We start from the raw sequence: 16739 nt of genomic DNA, 5'->3' as shown, positions 1-16739 counted from the left end.
CAAATCGGCGTTCTTGTTTCTGTGTTTCCCGGAATTCCGTGAAGAACCTTTTTTTTGCCTTGCAGAGCGACGTGAAAGATCGCCGCAGGCAAATTTCAGGCAAAAAAAAGCCCAAGTAGCTGATGGACACTTGGGGCTAAAAATGCATAAACCGTGGTAGGTGAACGCGGGGCTATCTTAACGTCCCCGAGAACATGTAACAATATATTTTGAGGTTATTTTTACCCTAAATGCTTTCTAAACCCTTAAATAACCACATGTTTTTTCAGGCCATGGCCGATTCGTCACCTTGTTGACGTCAGTAAAAAAGCACCACCGTCTGGCTTTCCGCATGATTCAACGTCTGCGTGAACCGCTTGCCTGCCGTCAGGCATACAGGATCACGCACTCCGCAAACGAGGAAAACTCACCGGCTTCCACAGGCCCGCCGGAGCTGACCAACCTCGCTGCGAAGGACAGCCTGAAACCCGGTGCCACCGGGTACTCGGCACGGCCTTCATGGCCCAGAAGCACGACTTTTCCCTCGCTATCCAGCAGTTGAACGCCAACATTGCGTGCAGAACCGGCCTTTTCGTAATCATTCATCAAGATCACACCATCACTGGTGATGCCGTCAAAGTAGATCTGGACCTTTTTCGCCCCCTTGAGCCTGTCTTCATTCAACTCGACGCTGAACAGCTGCGGAAAACTGCCACCCGCCTGAAGCACATCAAGGCTCGATGTGCCCAGCTCGACCACCTGCTCCATGCCGCTGGAACGCCGATGTGCAACTCCAGAAACAACACCTGCATCCAGGCCATGACCAGGATCGATCGTCCACGTGGGAGCGGTGACCCTGGCGCGAAAATCAAAGAACTTTCCAACATTTTGAGTGGGCATTATTTATTCCTTTAATTGAATGCAAACATGCGATCGGTTCAGTCCGGAGCAACCACCCAGGCCACTCTTCTGCCTGTCGCCCTGCGCTTTTTCAATGGGCGAAACGCCGCCGGCTCGACAGTCGGTGTCAATCCAAAAAGCGCACACGGCGAACGCTGAAACCTTAAAACGGCGCCCAATCAACGTCCTTAGGACACTTCCGAAACGCTCCACTCAACTATCAGATCGCGCTGGAATGTTGCCGAAGAGGACGCTCGGCAAAATCACCGCCAAGGCGGTTACCTGTATTTGGGCCAACGAAAGACAGGAAAACCGGAGTCAAACAGGATGTTGGAGAGGGAATATCGGTGGGAATGGAATGCTGTGTGTCAGGCAAAAGCCCGGTCTTGCACCGGGCTTTACTTGCGGGTCGGGCCGGACTGAATCAGTCCAGCGCGTCGTGCAGAACTTCGTAGATGATGCCTGTCGCAATGGCGACCAGGATCAAGTCAGTACCAGCCTGTTGCCACTCATAACCGTCATAGTGCGGCAGCCGGCTTAGCATCCGGCCATCCAGCTTTTTCGCGATACCCGGCGGCAGGGGTTTGCCTCGGGCCAGGTTTTTCTGAATGCCTGGCGGCAGGGCCGGCCCGGGTGACCAGTAGTCGCGACTGTCGCCAATGATCACGCGCACACCGCCGACATCTACTTGAGGTCCGCCATACCTGTAGTCCTGGGATTTGTTGCCTTTATTGCCGTGCCCACCCTGATTGCCGTGGGGATTGCCCTTGCCGTTCCCTGGGTCCGCATACAAGGCAGTCGAGCCGAATAAAAACGCGGCGCTTGCTAAAACAGCTACAACCGAACGAGTCGTCATCTCTGCGGTCCTCTGCATGAATCCAGCCGTGGTGCCATTCGTCATGACACACGAACTATAGACAGCCGATTGCGTCTTAGTTCATGCAAACCTCTCCTTATCTATGGAAGCGATCATGCTTTTAAAGAAAAAAAATCTCGTGACGGCCCTGACCTGCGTACTGATGCTGGCAGCGGCGCCTCTGCTCCCTGTGACGTCCGCCTATGCAAAGGACGGTGGTGGCCATGGTGGCGGAAATGGCGGTGGTAACGGCGGGGGTCATGGCGGTGGCAATAGTGGCGGCAATGGTGGTGGTCATGGTGGCCAGGCAGGCGGCCACTCCGGAGGGGTCAGCAGCAAGGGCCATAGCGGCGGCCTGAAAAGCGACCCGGCCGGCAAGTCGGTTCGCAATCTCGGAGAAAATGGCAACCATTACGGCAGCATTCGTAATGACAGCAACGGCCATGGTTCGACCACTTCCGGCGTGGCTCACTCCAAAGACACCCGCGGGCTGTCAAAAGCCACCGCGATCTCGGACACCACGCCCGGTGACCACAACTCGAAAGGCCTGGGCAAAGCCAGCGTCTCCTCGAGCAAGAATGATCGATAGACCCAGCCTCATGCTCTCCAGCTGAGTCGGTTTCAACACTGCCGGTTGGTCAGCATTGCCCGCATGAAAGCCCGGCCCAGCCCCGGGCTTTTTAGTATCTGCCCCGCCCTTCTTTGCCCTCACGACTCGCGCATGGATGAAATTATCTTTAAGTAACCTTCATGAAGCGAAGCATCTGAGTGCCTACCCTTCTGGGACCGACAAAGTGAACTACAGGAGTAACCCACGATGTTTTCCCATGAAGGTCTCGGTCTGATGTCCATCTTCATTGTCCTGCTGCTGTGTGTGCTGGCGATGTTCATTCATCCTGTGCACGCCCTCTGTAGCTGGGTGCAAAGGCGTAGGCGCAGGTTGTCGGTCGAAAATACGCGGCGTGAAGGCAAGCCCTACTCACGCTGAACAGGCACCCATCCAACGAAGCCCGGGCATGTCCGGGCTTCTGCTTTCTTGCTTCTACAAAACCGCTCTGGCTCAGAGTCGCGCCCTGGGTTGGCGCCGGTCGATCGCAACCGCGATCGCCGCCAACAGGATCGCCAGGGTGTAGGCAAACAGTCCGAGGTTAACGCCCAGGATCAGCTTCTCAGAGCCATCGGTGAGCACCATCGACCCACCGTAAGACTGCCGAAGCCAGTAAGCCGCCAAGAAGCCGCCCGTGACGAACAGGGTCAGGAGGCTGGACAGGCGCAGGTTGCTCTTCAACCACACCAGCCACAGGCTGAATGCACCGATCGCCGTATTGGTGAACAACTGCCAGACCTCATGCAACCGTGCGTGCGGCTCCCAGGCCGGGTTGAAAACATGGGTCTGATTGATCTCCAGCACCGGTACCACAACGGCGTAGAAGATTATCCCGATCGTCACGAGCAGCTTTGCAATCACCTGGAGCCTCCTTGTTGTGAGGGTCGCGGCAACGTTCGGTAAGAACGAGGCCAGCACTTCAGCGGCATATAAGGACACGCAACCCCATAAAGGTCAGGCCCGATATCTGCCAAAAGCCAGGAGGGAATCACGCTGCAACTGCGCGTTCTACTCTCCGCTGCCTGCCGATTGCCTCAGTAGCCGGGCATCGTAAAGCGCCCGGGCAGCGACCAGTTGCGGGAAGTTGTGCTCGGCCCAACGATCCAGCGCGGCCAGGGTGTCGACCAAAGAGCAGGCTACCGCCGTCAGCCGATACTCGACATGGGCGGGCTTCTCGGCGAAGTCCAGTCGCTCGATCGGCTTCGATGTGCTGGAGCCCTACCTCATCCACGGCGTGCGTGGCGGGCTGGCTCCTGAGGCAGAACGGAAACAGCAAAATACCTGGAGCAGCGAACCCTCGATTACCAGGCCAGGCTCACCCGCTGGGCACAGTGGCCGTCGATCCCGTTCAACCAGGAGCAGGACTTTATCGATGGCCAGAGCTTGCGGCCTGGCGCGCCGACTTACAGCCCGTTCGTCCGGCACATCCCTTAGCCGTGCAGCCAGCAACCTGTGCGGGCTAAAGGGTTGTTTTACAAGGAGGGTAAAACGACAAAGGCCAAAGGATGATTGGGCTTTTTCGATGCTCGAGCGACGTCTGCCAATGCCATTCGTCCAGGCCTGAGAGCTGCCCCCCGTTCCTCATCTACACCTTAGACATGAGATATCTGGTCGCACGGGTCCGCACAGGTGAATGGAGAGGATCGGGCCAGGCATTCGATTCGATGGCACACGAAGCGCCATGCGAAACCGCAGTACCTCAAGCTTCGGGCTTCATTTCTCAAGGAACGGAAAAATGATCACGAACTGCACGAACTGGCATGCCTGGCTGGACACCATGCCACCCAAACCGGACGAACTTCATGTAGTCGGAGACGTTGAAGTCTCCAACCCAGGGGTCAAGGCCTATCTGACGGTACGAGTCCCGCAGGGTATCAACCCGGCAATACTTATGCTGGATCTGCACCTGTACCAAAGGCCAGGGCAATGGATTCAGGTAATCACCTGCACGCAAGTCAGGTTCACCCGGGTGCTGCCGCCAAACTCCGTGCTCTACAGCGCGGTTGAAATCTTCCACAACGGTGAGCGAATCGCGTATATCGATGAAATCCCACACATCTCCTGACTGATCCGTACTGAATCAGTGGAGCCTTGAAATCCGACTGCGACCGCCTGATCCTCGATCAGTCGGTCGCCTCCCCCGCCGCACTCCTGCTTCGTTCAATAGCTTGGCTCTTGAACTGGCCAGCGTCTGCTTCTAGCCTGCAACCCGTTGTCAGGAGAAGCGGAAGAGAAATGATCAGAAGATTTGAACAGCAAGATATGGATGCCGTGCTGGACATCTGGCTGCAGGCTTCGCTGAAAGCCCACAATTTTATCGATGCCTCATTCTGGCAGTCGCAAGTCGACAACATGCGCAACCTGTACCTCCCGGCGTCAGAGACCTATGTCTTCGAGCGACAATCCAAAGTGCGGGGTTTCTATTCACTGCACGACGAGCAGCTGGCCGCCCTCTTTGTTGCACCTGAATTCCAGGCCAAGGGGATTGGCAAGCAACTGCTCGCCCATGCCAGGGCACAGCGTCCCGTGTTGAGCCTGGCGGTATACAAGGACAATACGGCCAGCTGCGGCTTTTACCTGGCACAAGGCTTTGTCGTGACCCACGAGCAGACGGATGAACATACGGGGCAGCAGGAATACCTTATGAGCAGCGCCCCGCTCTGATCCAAGTAGCCCGTCACGGTATATCCAGCCCTGGCTTTTTATTGCCCCCCAAAAAACCAAAAAGCCCAGCGTACGAGCTGGGCTTTGCCTGGCCAAAAACTGAATCAATGAGGCTGGCGTTGCCTCTGCAACTCTGCCTTTAACCAGCTGCTTGCCGGTTGCGATCCAGCAGCGCAACGCACTTCATAAACCTTGCCACTCATGCTGCTTTTAGTGGCGGCAAGATCGATAAAGTCCTCCGCGCTGCTCACCATGTTCTTGCCCTCGAGGTAATTCAGTTTTTTCTCCAGGTGCTGCCGTGCTTGGGGGGCTGGATACTCGGTGCCATTACGCACGAACTGGCATTGGCTGTGCTCGACAAAGTCCAACAAGCCCTTTATCTCCTGGGCTGCCTGAGGCGTTGTTTGCGCCTGCGCGTTAGTCGCCATTGCCAAGACGGCGATACCCGCCGCCATCAACCATCGAGCCCGTTCACCGGTAAAAATTCGCATCATTCGTCCTTGTCTTGAAACTGAGCACTGTTGTCGGATCGGCCGAGCATTACCCGGCGCCAGGTCGGTCAAACTTCGATAGGGAAAACCGGCTGAACGCCCTGTTGCGCATCCGCGCTTTCTATAGCGGCCTCAAGTCTGGCCAGGAAGGCTGGATTCAATTTGGCGTCAAGCAGATTGACCTGCTCTACCGCCCTCTTCTGCTCAATCATCTTGGCAAGTTCTGCATAAGACAGTTTGGGTGTCGGGTTTTGAATAATAATCACTGAAACGCTTCCTTGGTTCATCCGTCCAGCCCACCAGAGGTGTGGCGGCAAGTGTATCCGCTGTTCCGCACTGATCCAAACTCGCCCGGCCTGCACTTGGACGCTTGCATCCACTCCCTGCTTTGTCGATACCTGGCGCCTCCGGGCCTCGAATGCCGCGTCGAGCGCAGCCTTGAGCGTTGCCGCCTCAGCCCTTCTTTGCCACGCATACCTGCCCATGCCCAGGCCCGGCAGCGCTTCTGCCCCGTCATAGACCAATGGTGCCGCCAGTCGTCGTCGCAGCGTTGACGCCCTATCCCTTAAGGCGCGCAATGGCCCCCTAAAAATGATCGCCTGGGGCCTTTCCAGATGGCAAAGATCATAGTGCTGGCCGGTGACTTCCCCCAGGGTGACGCGGAGTATCTGCGCGGAACCATCACGCTCAAAACCGCCAATAAGCCGCTGATAGGGAAAAGTTTTCTCGTCTCCGAGTTCAAGGAACTGACCGTCGAAAATACCGACTCGAACAAGAACATTAAGAGCGCCATAGGCCTGGGAATGGTTGGCGCCATGTTTCTGGGGCCTGTGGGTGCCGTCGCCGGCTATCTTCTGGCGGGCCACAATACCGAGGTGACATTTCTGGCCACCTTGAAGGATGGTCAGACACTGCTCGCTGCAACCGATAACGAGACCTACCAAGACATCTCGGCGCGCTTCAACAGAAAAAACTCACCTGAAAAACGCGATAAGACCGAGACTTGACGCCCGACATCGCAGGACGTTGCAGGCCGTGACGGGGTGAACGTAGCACTGTGGTGTCCCCCTGTTCACCCGGTACTCATTGACCGTCATATCGAAGATCAAGCATCCAGAATGCCTTGCAGATTGCTGCGTTTTACCCGCCAGCAGCCCCCTCTCGTTCAGCCTTCTCCGCAGCCGGCAACTATCGACGCAGCCTGGATGGGGGATTGAGAGCAGCGCGATTTGCGCCCGAATGGAAAAGCAACAAGGCTGACCGGATTAGCCATTCACAGTCAGCCTTGTCGTTGGGACAGCTTCAACCCAGGAAACGGCAAATCACCATTGGCCCGAGAAGATGCAGGTCAGTGCTTCGATACCGCTGAACTTCCACAGCGAGTCGTTACAGTCTCTGGCGAATGCATGGGCGTTCGAGGCGGTGAGGGCCAGGACCACGGCGGAGGCGTAGACGATTTTCTTGAATGACATGGTGAATCTCCTTTTTCGTATCGGCACTTTCTTGTAAGAACCACCCCGACGAGGATGGTCGTGCGCACTATAAGCCTGGCCTCGGTAGCAGACGATTAGGGCTGGTGTGCTAATGGCGAATACGCATCACCCAAGGCCGCGGGCGAGTTGCACAGGGCTTACACCCCCCTCTGCGAATGAACGCCGAGCCAGATCAGAAGTTGCAGTTGTATTGATACTCGAAGGGGAAGAACACCGTATCGACCACCAGGGAAAACGGCGCGTCGATCAGTAAAAAGGGAATCAGCTTTCCATGGGAGGTGCCTACCAACCACCAGTCCAGGCGCACGCCCTTGTAGGGGCAAGGGTGGTCGTAGTCCATGCGCATCGCCACCGCGGCGCAGCCGCTCAAGCAACTGATCAGCAGTAACAGAATCACTTTCCGAAACACGTAATGTCCTTATTACATCCATCTGCGGAGCGGCGTAGACGTCTCTGCAATACGCCCGTCACCACTTCCCAGTGGTGATGAAAGAGAAATACCTCCGCCAGCAGAAAGGCAGCCTCTCAACCGCGTAAATCGCAGAGCGGATTTGAATGTGCGAACCGGAAACGAACAAGGGTTTGCATCAGCTTTCGCCAGCAAACCCTTGAGATAGATGGTGCCCGAAGCCGGAATCGAACCGGCACGCCCTTACGAGCGGGGGATTTTAAGTCCCATGCGTCTACCAGTTTCGCCATTCGGGCGGTAGCGCGGTGTTGCAATCTGAAAGGCTTGAATTGCTTGAGCCGTTTCAGCGCCTTGCGGCAAGGGGGTGAAATATATACATCCCCTACCCTTGAAGCAAGTTCGTTGGCGTCAAATTCAAGACTGGAGGTCGAGTACGGCCACAAACAAAAAGGCTCCGTAAATCATCGATCTACAGCGCTATTTTTATAAGTGGGAGCAACTGCCAGAACCGAACCGGTGCAGATGGCGCCGCATTCCACTGATAAAACCAGATATTTCAATAGGTTACCACAGCAAAAACGGCGTAACCATCTGATTTTAAAAGGCTTGTAGCTGGGCGAACAGGCGAAGACAGATTTGCCCAGCCAGTGTAGGGATTGTGACGCCACTAACCCCATGGGCCAGCGAAGTCGAAGAGGCAGGCCAAAGGCCAAACTGCGAAGGCGCGATCAGCTAAACGCGAGGACAATAAAGAGACAGAGCCGCATCGCTCTTCCGGACTTTTCAACGAGGGATTATTCAAAGGTGCCACAAGATCACCAGGCGTAATGCCTGATAAATTGGCGCCCACCCTGACCAGCTGTTGGCCGTTCAGCATTCCATCGTAAACACACCTGGCCGGGCAAGCGCGACCACTCTATCCAGAGCGGTCGCGCATGTCTCGAAGACAATTCTGAAGAAACCTGAACGGCTTGAAGAAGCCTGGACGATAGTAGGCCGCCACCTGTGCCGTGGCGACGCCACCAGGCGAGAACGACTTGGTCAAGGGTGCCATGACGAAGCGGTTGTGCCTTGAGCACCCTGGTCGTGCTGGAAGGCTGCCTGGTGATCGGACGGGCCAGCGTATAGACAGAAGCATTCGAGGCGGGGCTGGCGATGCTGCTTATCCAACTCGGCGAACAGAGAGCGGCACTTTCCTTAACCACCAAGCCAGTCTCTTGAACAGGCAGCGATAGCGAGGCGGTGGATGGGACTCCATTGACTCGCACATGCGGCAGGAACCGTTGGCCAAGGCAAGACTGACCTTAGCACTGTAAAACACAGCTGGAAGATGTGCCCAAGCGCAACGAGTGACCGCCGCCTCGGCGAGCAAGCGCATGTCATCTGTCAGGTTCGATAGCCAGACCTTCGCGCCGTTGGAGCACCTTTACCCCAGATTGAAAATCTCGATGCAGAACCCACATGAGCGAACATTGATAAAACAGCAAAAACAATTGACTCTGACACTAACTCTACCACTCGTCGGAACCGTCACTTCATAAAGGTGGAGGTACCTTGCTTTTACCTGTTTACAGGCTTGACTGTATTCCTATCTATGATCGAAGGAGGAAACGAAACATATCAGCTCAAGAAACTGACACAACTCTTGACACCGATATCAATCGCCTTTGCCATCAATACTCCACGACATCTTCAATGAGTTAACCTAACTACTGTTTTCTCGTAGCAGTGGCAAGTCTGCAATTTGATTTTGAATAGGGAGCCAACTCATGGAATGCACAATCAAAAAGGAATATGAACATGAGCATCACAGTCACAAACGGAGCAAGCGCAGTAGTTAACGTGGCAATCAGCACATGGGAGAAAGACGGCAGTGACGCTTACTACCCATTAGAGCAAGGCAGCGGTGACACCTGGAAACGTAGTGACCCAAGGGGTTACTTGATGGCCATACAGGATAAATCCCAAACAACTGAATACTACGTCTCCTGCAACAGTGCAATTGTCATCGAAGACAACCTCGTAAAGGATCACGGCCGAACTCTTAACCCAGTCGCTGCGGCCGGGAAGAAAAAAGTGGCAAATGCGTAATACCTAGCAGTAAGCGCATATATAAAATGGCCAGTATCGTACAAGATGCTGGCCATTCCCGTAAAAAAGTAAACCACTCATCCGACTAGCGACCACCAGACGCCCTCATATTTAGTTGAGTTCTTATGTCTCAATACACCTAGACAAAAGCACTTCACTACTTGTCTCTGCAAACTTCTTTGCGATAACGCCTGATACGCAACAAAGCAATCGGTCCTTGATCACCATCGTCAGTAATTCTGATAGTTCGTTGAACATCCGGCCGGGCACGCCAGGTGCGTGCAGCCCTATGAATCACGCCACTGACGCCGGAGACAGTAGGTACCTTGGTGCGACGGGTTGGACCTACTCATCACGGGAAGACGGATAAGGGATTGCGCATTTTGCTGGAGATAACAGGCAACAAAATAGCCCCGATGAACTCACCCAGGAGATTTCTGGGAGGACAAAGCACCACGGAACCCAGCCCCCATTAAAAGCGGTGGAACACCGGCTTCCCTCCAGCCAATAAAAAGCCCGCACCTTTGCGGCGTCACACAGGGTCGCTTCTCCAGGCTTATGTTCGGTCGAAAATGCCAGCTTCAGAGGGTTCGTTGAATATGACGTGCTGTAGAAGGCTCCGGCAAAGTCACCACGACTTTGCACTGGTATCCCAGTGCCCCTGGATAGGACCAGTAGCACTTTAAGAATCGCCTGATACCTGGAGAAATCCAACGCCACTAGTATGCCCGGGCACTTAGTCAGGACATGCGGCGAAAGTTCCACAACCCGTCGCACGGTTTTCTGAACACTCCACGAAGAAGAGGCGCCTTGATGTCTCTTTCAGTTGTCTCGAGAAACTTCATGAAAAAGCACCTTGCCGTAAGTGCGGCGCTTGCCGGATTTCTGTCGTTGTTTGCCATGCCCTCCCATGCTGGCATCTCATTGGGTGTAAACCGAGTGGTACTGGTTGCGCCGAAGAAGGAAGCTTCCGTTCTAATGCTGAACGATGAATCGACCCCCTTCATGGTCCAGTCCTGGATCGAGCCCTTCAGTGCTAGCACCGATCAGGACGTCCCCTTTGCCCTTACCCCTCCCCTGAAACGCCTGAACGGGAACGCACGCCAGCAGTTGCGTGTTCTGTATCAGGGCGCGGGGCTTCCGGCGGACAGGGAGTCGGTGTTCTGGTTGAGCGTGCAGGAAGTCCCCCAGAAGTCGCAGGATGAAAACATCCTGCAGATTGCCGTGCGCCAGCGCATCAAGTTGTTCTACCGGCCCGCCGACTTGCCAGGCGACGTTGGCCAGGCCCCATCCAGGTTGAAGTGGCGCATGGTGCCCAAGGATGGCAAGCCGGGCCTGGAAGTGAGGAATGACTCAGCGTTTCACATCTCTTTCGGCACGGTGAACCTCAAGAGCGGTTCGAACAACTATCCGATTCCCGCGGCAATGCTGCCCCCCTATTCAAGCCAGTCATTCGCGATCGAGGGAGCTTCTTCCCTGGCTCCAGCCGGAGCAACAAAGATCGAGTTCGAAAGCATCAACGACGATGGATTAGCGGTACAGCACTCAAGCAACATTTCCAGCTGAGCATAGTTAAAGATCAGAACGCTTTGTTTGTCGCTTAACCCAGCGCCTTGTTATCGGCTGAATATCACTTCTTAGTGAAGTACAAACTTCGCCAACGATCTGCAGCCAACAAAAGAATCATTTCCGAACGAATGGAGCCAAGGGAGCTCGAGAGCGACTCACCCACGAACCATATTCAAGGTCGATCAGAGAGAAACAGGCAATGAAGACCACAGCAAAAAAAAAGATCAACGCCCTGTTCATCGCGCCACAACTTTGCGTAATTGCACTCATGGCCCTCGCCGTGTCACCGTCCGCGAGCGCTGAGGATGCATTTGGGATGGAACTGTCGATCCCGAAGAACACGGCCAGCGGAACCATACTGGCTCGGCACTACATCTATCCGATGCAGGTATGCCGCCAATCGAAGTGCACAATCAAGTATCTTCGCATCTACCCAAATGGCGAGGGCGGAGCCTCAACTTCACCAGTAATCACCACGAACGTCTCAGGCATATCGACTCGTTTGTTGATCAATGGAAGAGCCTTCGGAACTCAAGCGTTATCGCTCGAGACCAACCGGCCAATCGAAGTACAGCTACTCGGCGATGGTCGAGTAAATCTAGGCGGTTCCCTTGCAGGAAGCGCCCAGGTCTCACCGTACTACTACGAGCTCGATACAGTAGAGAGCAGCTACTCTCTTCGAATCTATCTGAAGGGCACTATCACCCCAATCGACGGTACCTGCTCGGTGCCGAGCCAGACGGTAAAGCTACCTAAAACCTTGATTCAGCGCCTGGAGCGCATCGGCTCGACAGCCGGCACCCAGAGTTTCCAGATACAGGTCAACAACTGCCCCAAGGGCTATAACCGGATTGGCTATACCCTTGACCCGGTTGGCGGCGTGATCGAGAACTCGCCAGGGGTGTTGCCGCTGGCTGGCGGTTCGACCGCGAGCGGCATAAAGATCCGGGTCGAAAACGCCCAGGGCACTCCAGCAACCATGGGGAGTTCGATAACGGTCGATGGATACAGCAAGGCGGCAGGTGGCTCGTTTGTCATTCCGATGCAGGCGTCCTACATCAGAACCGACACAGTCGCCACACCGGGAACGGTAAACGGTGCGATGACCGTGTTTGTGGATTACCGGTAACCCTTTCCGCTCGCCATCCTGCTTGCCTCCTTCGAATCAACGACAGGAGGCTTCGCCAGTCGAGCAGATGCCTGGCTAGCCAAGCCAATCATTCGCGATCGAGAGCGCTTCTTCCTTGGTTCCAGGCGGAACAACAAGGATCGAGTTCGAGAGCCTTAATGACGACGGAGCGCCTGTACAACACTCAGGCGATATATCCAGCTGAGCATAGTTAAAGATCAGAGCTCTTTGTTGGTTGCTTAACCCAGCATTTGTTATTGGCTGAGTACCACTTGTTAGTGACTTACACACTGCCCAGGGTGCGCAAAAACGATTCACCCACAAACTACATTCAAGGTCGATCAGAGAGAAACAGGCAATGAAGACCACAGCAAAAAAAATCAGTGCCCTGTTCGTCGCGCCACAACTTTGCGTAATAGTCCTTATGACCCTCGTCGTATCACCATCCGCGAAGGCAGCGGCTGTAACAGCATTTGGGCAGAATATTTCGACCCCGAAGAACACGGCCAGTGGCACCATACTGGCTCGACATTACTTTACTCCGTCGCAGGTATGCGGCAAATCTAAGTGCAGAGCCACAAGACTTGACACCTACCCAAAAGGTGGCGACAACAGCTCAACCTCAGCAGTAATCACCACGAACGTCTCGGGCATATCGACTCGCTTGTTGATCAATGGAAGTGCCTACGGAACTCAATCGTTATCGGTCGAGTTCAGCCAGCCCATCGAAGTGCAGTTGCTCAGCGACGGTCGAGAAAATCTGGGCGGCTCTCTTGCAGGCACCTCCCCCAATCCATCCTACTTCCAATTTTCAACATACGAGGGGGGGTTATTGGAAATCAGCCTGAGGGGCACCATCACCCCTATCGATGGCACCTGCTCGGTACCGAACCAGACGGTAAAGCTACCCACAACCGCGCTGCAACGCCTGGACAGCATCGGCTCGACAGCCGGCGCCCAGAGTTTCCAGATACAGGTCAACAACTGCCCCAAGGGCTATAACCGGATTGGCTATACCCTTGACCCGGTTGGCGGCGTGATCGCGAACTCGCCAGGGGTGTTGCCGCTGGCTGGCGGTTCGACCGCGAGCGGCATAAAGATCCGGGTCGAAAACGCCCAGGGCGCTCCAGCCACCCTGGGTACTTCAATAACGGTCGATGGATACAAAAAGGCGGCAGGTGGTTCATTTGCAATTCCGATGCAGGCGTCCTACATCAGAACCGACACAGTCACTACACCGGGAACGGTAAATGGCGCATTGAACGTGTTTATTGATTATCGGTAACCCTTTCCGCTCGCCATCCTGCTTGCCTCCTTCGAATCAACGACAGGAGGCTTCGCCAGTCGAGCACATGGTGTTATTTTTCGAATATAGGCTAGAAGCCCAACTCAACATTGACTTAGCGGCAAACTAAAATCAAACACATAAAAAACCAATCAATACAAATCAAGGCCCACTAAAAACCTTCACTCAGGGCAAACCATTAACTGTAGATAAATTCGTTGGCAGATTTAAGAATGGTCTGATGTTCGTGTCACTCTCATAAAATTATCATATTGTTTTTTCAGCCAAGAAGCCTGAAGCGAATCAATAAACCAAGTCAAAAAGCTTAGAAATAATCTGGCAAAAAGTGGCAAATCATCATTTTCTCAACACTCTGGAAACATCATGAAAAAGCACTTTCCAATGAAGTTTACAGCAAAGAAAATAACGCGCACTATCGTCGCACGGCGACTATGCACGGTAGCATTCATGGCCATCGCCACATCACCATCCGTTAAGGCGGACAGGTACAATGTGTACGCATTCGGACAGCAACTGTCGATTCCGCAAAACACCGCCAGCGGGCAAGTGTTGGCCCGGCATTACATCACGCCAATGCAGGTATGCGGCTCTCTGAGATGCTACGTCATAGGCGTGACTAATTATTCAGCTGGTGGAGCTCCACACTCAGGACCGATCATCAAAACAAACGTTTCAGGCATATCGACTCGCTTGCTGATCAATGGAAGCGTATTTTCATCAGCGACCTCGTTCACCCAACCGATCGAGGTGCAGTTGCTCAGTAATGAATACCCAAACTTAGGTGGCTCGCTTGCAGGCGCCGGGTCGGGGACTCTGCCCTATTACAAGATCTTTACGAAATACGGCGATACCTATATCTACATGACTGGAACAATTACGCCGATCGCCGGCACCTGCTCGGTGCCAAGTCAAACCGTCAAATTGCCCAGCACAATGCTGAACAAATTAGACCAGGTCGGTTCGACAGCCGGTACCAAGAATTTCCAGATTCAAGTCAACAACTGCCCGAAAGGGTACAACCGAATTGGCTACCTGCTTGAGCCGGTCGGCGGCGTAATCGAAAATGCGCCGGGTGTGTTACCGCTTACCGGCGGCTCAACCGCCAGTGGTGTGAAAATCCAGATCACCGATGACAAGGGTCAGCCAGCAACCATGGGGACCTCGATACAAGTGGACGGTTACAAAAAGGAAACCGGTGGTTCGCATGCGATTCCCATGCAAGCGTCCTACCTAAGGACTGGCGTCACGGCCACACCGGGAACGGTAAACGGGGCACTGAACGTTCTGCTGGACTATCAGTGATTCTTCACGGCTGCAATCTCGCAACATTCCCCAAGCGACGCAGCCATGGGAGGCCAGGGCTTCGAATTGATAAATGCCAATCGATAAAATGCTGCCGGCCCACTCGCACGCCAGCCCCGCTATTCAGGATCGACCATGCGCCGCTCATCAATTCCGCCGCTCTTTTATCAGCCTGCGGCAACGCGCGACCGGTCGCCAACATCAGCAAACACCCGGTAGCAGCAGACGGGGTCGGCCTCTTCACCAAGGTGTTGCTTGAGCACAAAGCCTTGCAGGGCCCCCGATCACCAATCTGAGCGGCTTGAGAATGAGCACGGAAACGATTCCGAAAAAGGCGCCAACGATGTTTTTTCCAGCCAATAAAAAACCCCGTAGACCATTGATCTACGGGGTTTTCAGTTTGGAGGCCGAGGTCGGAATCGAACCGGCGTAGGCGGATTTGCAATCCGCTGCATAACCATTTTGCTACTCGGCCAAACTTTCGATGCCTTACAACCGCATCAAAGGTATACAACTCCAAGCTGGAAGCCTGAACTTAATCTACCTTCCAACCCTTTGAATTCTAAGGGGTTTTTCGCGTTCCTGAATCAGGAATGGACGCAATTCTGGACTTGTTCGCAGGGCATGTCAAGAACGGAAGTGAAATAATTCAATGCTTTAGCACCAGTCTTTACTTCAGGCCGCGACAGGCCCGGTTGTCCCGTTCTCCGCTAATCCTCATCGGGCCCGAGGATACTTTCCAGCCTCGCCATCCTTTCCCTGTCCCTTCTGAATCCACAAAACATCGGTGAACCTGCCGCGGGCGACTTCCGAAGGCCCTCAACTACTGCATTTGATGCAGCAGTCAAATGCAAACGGCCTGATTGTTGACCCCGCAGCACGACCCTATCCTCATGTTCCCATCCCAAGTTTCCAAGGAGATCGAGCATGGTCACCCGCGTACAACTTCACCAAGTCGGCGCCCCCCAGGTCCTGCAGTTCGAGCAGGTGCAAGCCCAGGCGCCCGGTGCCGGCGAGGTCTGGCTGGAGCAGACGGCCATCGGCGTCAATCCGCTGGACCTCAGCCAGCGCAGCGGCGCCGTGCCGGTTGCCCTGCCCTGCGGGCTCGGGCTGGAAGGCGCGGGGCTGGTCAAGGCGATCGGTCCCGGGGTCACCCAGGTCCAGGTGGGCGACCGCGTCGCCTATGCCACCGGGCCCCTCGGCGCCTATGCCAGCGCCCGCCTGTACCCCGCCGAGCGCCTGGTCAAGCTGCCGCCGCAGCTGGGCTCGGACGCCGCCGCGGCGCTGCTGTTCAAGGGCATCACCTCCCAGTACCTGCTCAAGTCCACCTACCCCGTCGGGCCTGGCACCCGGGTGCTGATCTATGGCGCAGCCGGGGCTCTTGGGCAATTGATGGTGCCTTGGGCCAAGCATCTGGGGGCCACAGTGATTGGCGTGGTGTCCAAGGCGCAAAGCGTCGAGCGGGCCCGGGCCGCCGGCTGCGACGAAGTGCTGGTGTTCGATGCCGCGACCCTCGCCCAACAGGTCGTCGAGATTACCCAAGGACACAAGGTCGATGTGGTGTACGACCCGATCGGCCGGGTGTCCTTCGAAGCCTCCCTCGACAGCCTGCGCCCGCGCGGCCTGCTGGTGTCCTTCGGCGCGACGTCAGGTGCTCCGGACGCGGTGCAGGTCGGCACGCTCAACGCCAAAGGTTCGCTGTTCCTCACCCGCCCGTCCCTCGCCGCCCACACCGCCAGTGCCAGCGAGTACCAGGCGCGCGCCGCCGATGTGCTGGACGCCTTCGCCGCGGGTATCATCCAGCCGCGGATCTGGCAGCGTTATCCCCTGGCCGAGGTGGCCCAGGCCCACGCCGATCTGCACGACGGACGCGCGCAAGGAGCCATCGTATTGATACCTTGAGGCCGTTTCCTTCCCTTCTGGCCGCATAGTGAGGCACCCCA

General features: G+C 55.3%; 18 protein-coding genes and 2 tRNA genes. 10 read left to right on the top strand and 10 right to left on the bottom strand.

The window, feature by feature from the left end:
• Positions 1–366: 366 nt before the first annotated feature.
• The gene (locus J4D28_RS27700) at positions 367–879 is read right to left on the bottom strand and encodes a fimbrial protein (protein WP_103331776.1); all 513 of its coding nucleotides are present in this window, start codon (positions 877–879) and stop codon (positions 367–369) included.
• Positions 880–1303: 424 nt separating this feature from the next.
• Positions 1304–1735 carry an anti-virulence regulator CigR family protein gene (locus J4D28_RS27695; RefSeq protein ID WP_009049364.1) on the bottom strand — a complete coding sequence of 144 codons (432 nt, stop codon included), beginning with the start codon at positions 1733–1735 and terminating at the stop codon, positions 1304–1306.
• A gap of 115 nt (positions 1736–1850) precedes the next feature.
• Between J4D28_RS27695 and J4D28_RS27690 the strand changes: the two genes are divergently transcribed.
• Entirely contained in the window at positions 1851–2324 is a 474-nt protein-coding gene (locus tag J4D28_RS27690) for a hypothetical protein (protein WP_080577950.1), read from the top strand.
• Between the two features lie 471 nt (positions 2325–2795).
• On the opposite strand, the gene J4D28_RS27685 is transcribed toward J4D28_RS27690, so the two are convergent.
• Both J4D28_RS27685 and J4D28_RS30795 read right to left on the bottom strand, forming a co-directional pair.
• Complete coding sequence (locus J4D28_RS27685) at positions 2796–3203, bottom strand: hypothetical protein (protein WP_103331775.1); 408 nt, start codon at positions 3201–3203, stop codon at positions 2796–2798.
• 147 nt (positions 3204–3350) lie between these two features.
• Positions 3351–3491 (bottom strand): hypothetical protein, encoded by a 141-nt coding sequence (locus J4D28_RS30795; RefSeq protein ID WP_371920950.1) that lies wholly within the window; start codon positions 3489–3491, stop codon positions 3351–3353.
• A 586-nt stretch (positions 3492–4077) separates the two neighbouring features.
• Here J4D28_RS30795 and J4D28_RS27675 point away from each other — a divergent pair.
• The gene (locus J4D28_RS27675) at positions 4078–4407 is read left to right on the top strand and encodes a hypothetical protein (protein ID WP_009049368.1); all 330 of its coding nucleotides are present in this window, start codon (positions 4078–4080) and stop codon (positions 4405–4407) included.
• Positions 4408–4577: 170 nt separating this feature from the next.
• Positions 4578–5006, top strand: coding sequence for an N-acetyltransferase (locus J4D28_RS27670; protein WP_103331774.1), 429 nt, complete (start codon positions 4578–4580; stop codon positions 5004–5006).
• Between the two features lie 104 nt (positions 5007–5110).
• Here the strand turns inward: J4D28_RS27670 and J4D28_RS27665 are convergent, their stop codons facing one another.
• Positions 5111–5497 (bottom strand): DUF5329 domain-containing protein, encoded by a 387-nt coding sequence (locus J4D28_RS27665; RefSeq protein WP_038632885.1) that lies wholly within the window; start codon positions 5495–5497, stop codon positions 5111–5113.
• Between the two features lie 68 nt (positions 5498–5565).
• Complete coding sequence (locus J4D28_RS30540) at positions 5566–5763, bottom strand: hypothetical protein (protein ID WP_256587701.1); 198 nt, start codon at positions 5761–5763, stop codon at positions 5566–5568.
• Positions 5764–6111: 348 nt separating this feature from the next.
• Between J4D28_RS30540 and J4D28_RS27655 the strand changes: the two genes are divergently transcribed.
• A complete protein-coding gene (locus tag J4D28_RS27655; protein ID WP_177477922.1) occupies positions 6112–6504 on the top strand; it encodes a hypothetical protein in 393 nt (130 codons plus the stop codon).
• A 315-nt stretch (positions 6505–6819) separates the two neighbouring features.
• Here J4D28_RS27655 and J4D28_RS27650 read toward each other — a convergent pair whose 3' ends face one another.
• The 3 genes from J4D28_RS27650 to J4D28_RS27640 form a co-directional block, all read right to left on the bottom strand.
• A complete protein-coding gene (locus tag J4D28_RS27650; RefSeq protein ID WP_007921689.1) occupies positions 6820–6969 on the bottom strand; it encodes a hypothetical protein in 150 nt (49 codons plus the stop codon).
• Positions 6970–7162: 193 nt separating this feature from the next.
• Positions 7163–7399 (bottom strand): YceK/YidQ family lipoprotein, encoded by a 237-nt coding sequence (locus J4D28_RS27645; RefSeq protein ID WP_009049373.1) that lies wholly within the window; start codon positions 7397–7399, stop codon positions 7163–7165.
• A gap of 209 nt (positions 7400–7608) precedes the next feature.
• Positions 7609–7695: transfer RNA gene (locus tag J4D28_RS27640), tRNA-Leu, on the bottom strand.
• Between the two features lie 1504 nt (positions 7696–9199).
• On the opposite strand from J4D28_RS27640, the gene J4D28_RS27635 reads away from it, so the two are divergent.
• The 5 genes from J4D28_RS27635 (at position 9200) to J4D28_RS27615 (ending at position 14796) form a co-directional block, all read left to right on the top strand.
• Entirely contained in the window at positions 9200–9490 is a 291-nt protein-coding gene (locus J4D28_RS27635; RefSeq protein ID WP_016703893.1) for a hypothetical protein, read from the top strand.
• Positions 9491–10333: 843 nt separating this feature from the next.
• Entirely contained in the window at positions 10334–11056 is a 723-nt protein-coding gene (locus tag J4D28_RS27630; RefSeq protein WP_016703272.1) for a molecular chaperone, read from the top strand.
• 202 nt (positions 11057–11258) lie between these two features.
• A complete protein-coding gene (locus J4D28_RS27625; protein ID WP_103331771.1) occupies positions 11259–12188 on the top strand; it encodes a fimbrial protein in 930 nt (309 codons plus the stop codon).
• Between the two features lie 358 nt (positions 12189–12546).
• Positions 12547–13473 carry a fimbrial protein gene (locus tag J4D28_RS27620; RefSeq protein WP_103331770.1) on the top strand — a complete coding sequence of 309 codons (927 nt, stop codon included), beginning with the start codon at positions 12547–12549 and terminating at the stop codon, positions 13471–13473.
• Between the two features lie 384 nt (positions 13474–13857).
• Entirely contained in the window at positions 13858–14796 is a 939-nt protein-coding gene (locus tag J4D28_RS27615; protein ID WP_256587700.1) for a fimbrial protein, read from the top strand.
• Positions 14797–15197: 401 nt separating this feature from the next.
• On the opposite strand, the gene J4D28_RS27610 is transcribed toward J4D28_RS27615, so the two are convergent.
• Positions 15198–15271 (bottom strand) — tRNA-Cys (locus J4D28_RS27610).
• Between the two features lie 452 nt (positions 15272–15723).
• Between J4D28_RS27610 and J4D28_RS27605 the strand changes: the two genes are divergently transcribed.
• Positions 15724–16698: a quinone oxidoreductase gene (locus J4D28_RS27605; protein ID WP_103331769.1), complete on the top strand. Its 975-nt coding sequence runs from the start codon at positions 15724–15726 to the stop codon at positions 16696–16698.
• The last annotated feature ends 41 nt before the right edge of the window (positions 16699–16739 follow it).

Origin of the sequence: Pseudomonas sp. GW531-T4, from assembly GCF_017349615.1 — a bacterium.
Taxonomy (GTDB): Bacteria; Pseudomonadota; Gammaproteobacteria; order Pseudomonadales; family Pseudomonadaceae; genus Aquipseudomonas; species Aquipseudomonas chlororaphis_I.
The sequence above is the reverse complement of the archived record's forward strand: the minus strand, read 5'-3'. Positions and strand labels throughout refer to the sequence as shown.

Coding starts and splice junctions, on each gene's coding strand:
- J4D28_RS27700 (WP_103331776.1), bottom strand. CDS start 879: ATGCCCACTCAAAATGTTGGAAAGTTCTTTGATTTTCGCGCCAGGGTC.
- J4D28_RS27695 (WP_009049364.1), bottom strand. CDS start 1,735: ATGACGACTCGTTCGGTTGTAGCTGTTTTAGCAAGCGCCGCGTTTTTA.
- J4D28_RS27690 (WP_080577950.1), top strand. CDS start 1,851: ATGCTTTTAAAGAAAAAAAATCTCGTGACGGCCCTGACCTGCGTACTG.
- J4D28_RS27675 (WP_009049368.1), top strand. CDS start 4,078: ATGATCACGAACTGCACGAACTGGCATGCCTGGCTGGACACCATGCCA.
- J4D28_RS27670 (WP_103331774.1), top strand. CDS start 4,578: ATGATCAGAAGATTTGAACAGCAAGATATGGATGCCGTGCTGGACATC.
- J4D28_RS27665 (WP_038632885.1), bottom strand. CDS start 5,497: ATGCGAATTTTTACCGGTGAACGGGCTCGATGGTTGATGGCGGCGGGT.
- J4D28_RS27655 (WP_177477922.1), top strand. CDS start 6,112: ATGGCAAAGATCATAGTGCTGGCCGGTGACTTCCCCCAGGGTGACGCG.
- J4D28_RS27650 (WP_007921689.1), bottom strand. CDS start 6,969: ATGTCATTCAAGAAAATCGTCTACGCCTCCGCCGTGGTCCTGGCCCTC.
- J4D28_RS27635 (WP_016703893.1), top strand. CDS start 9,200: ATGAGCATCACAGTCACAAACGGAGCAAGCGCAGTAGTTAACGTGGCA.
- J4D28_RS27630 (WP_016703272.1), top strand. CDS start 10,334: ATGAAAAAGCACCTTGCCGTAAGTGCGGCGCTTGCCGGATTTCTGTCG.
- J4D28_RS27625 (WP_103331771.1), top strand. CDS start 11,259: ATGAAGACCACAGCAAAAAAAAAGATCAACGCCCTGTTCATCGCGCCA.
- J4D28_RS27620 (WP_103331770.1), top strand. CDS start 12,547: ATGAAGACCACAGCAAAAAAAATCAGTGCCCTGTTCGTCGCGCCACAA.
- J4D28_RS27615 (WP_256587700.1), top strand. CDS start 13,858: ATGAAAAAGCACTTTCCAATGAAGTTTACAGCAAAGAAAATAACGCGC.
- J4D28_RS27605 (WP_103331769.1), top strand. CDS start 15,724: ATGGTCACCCGCGTACAACTTCACCAAGTCGGCGCCCCCCAGGTCCTG.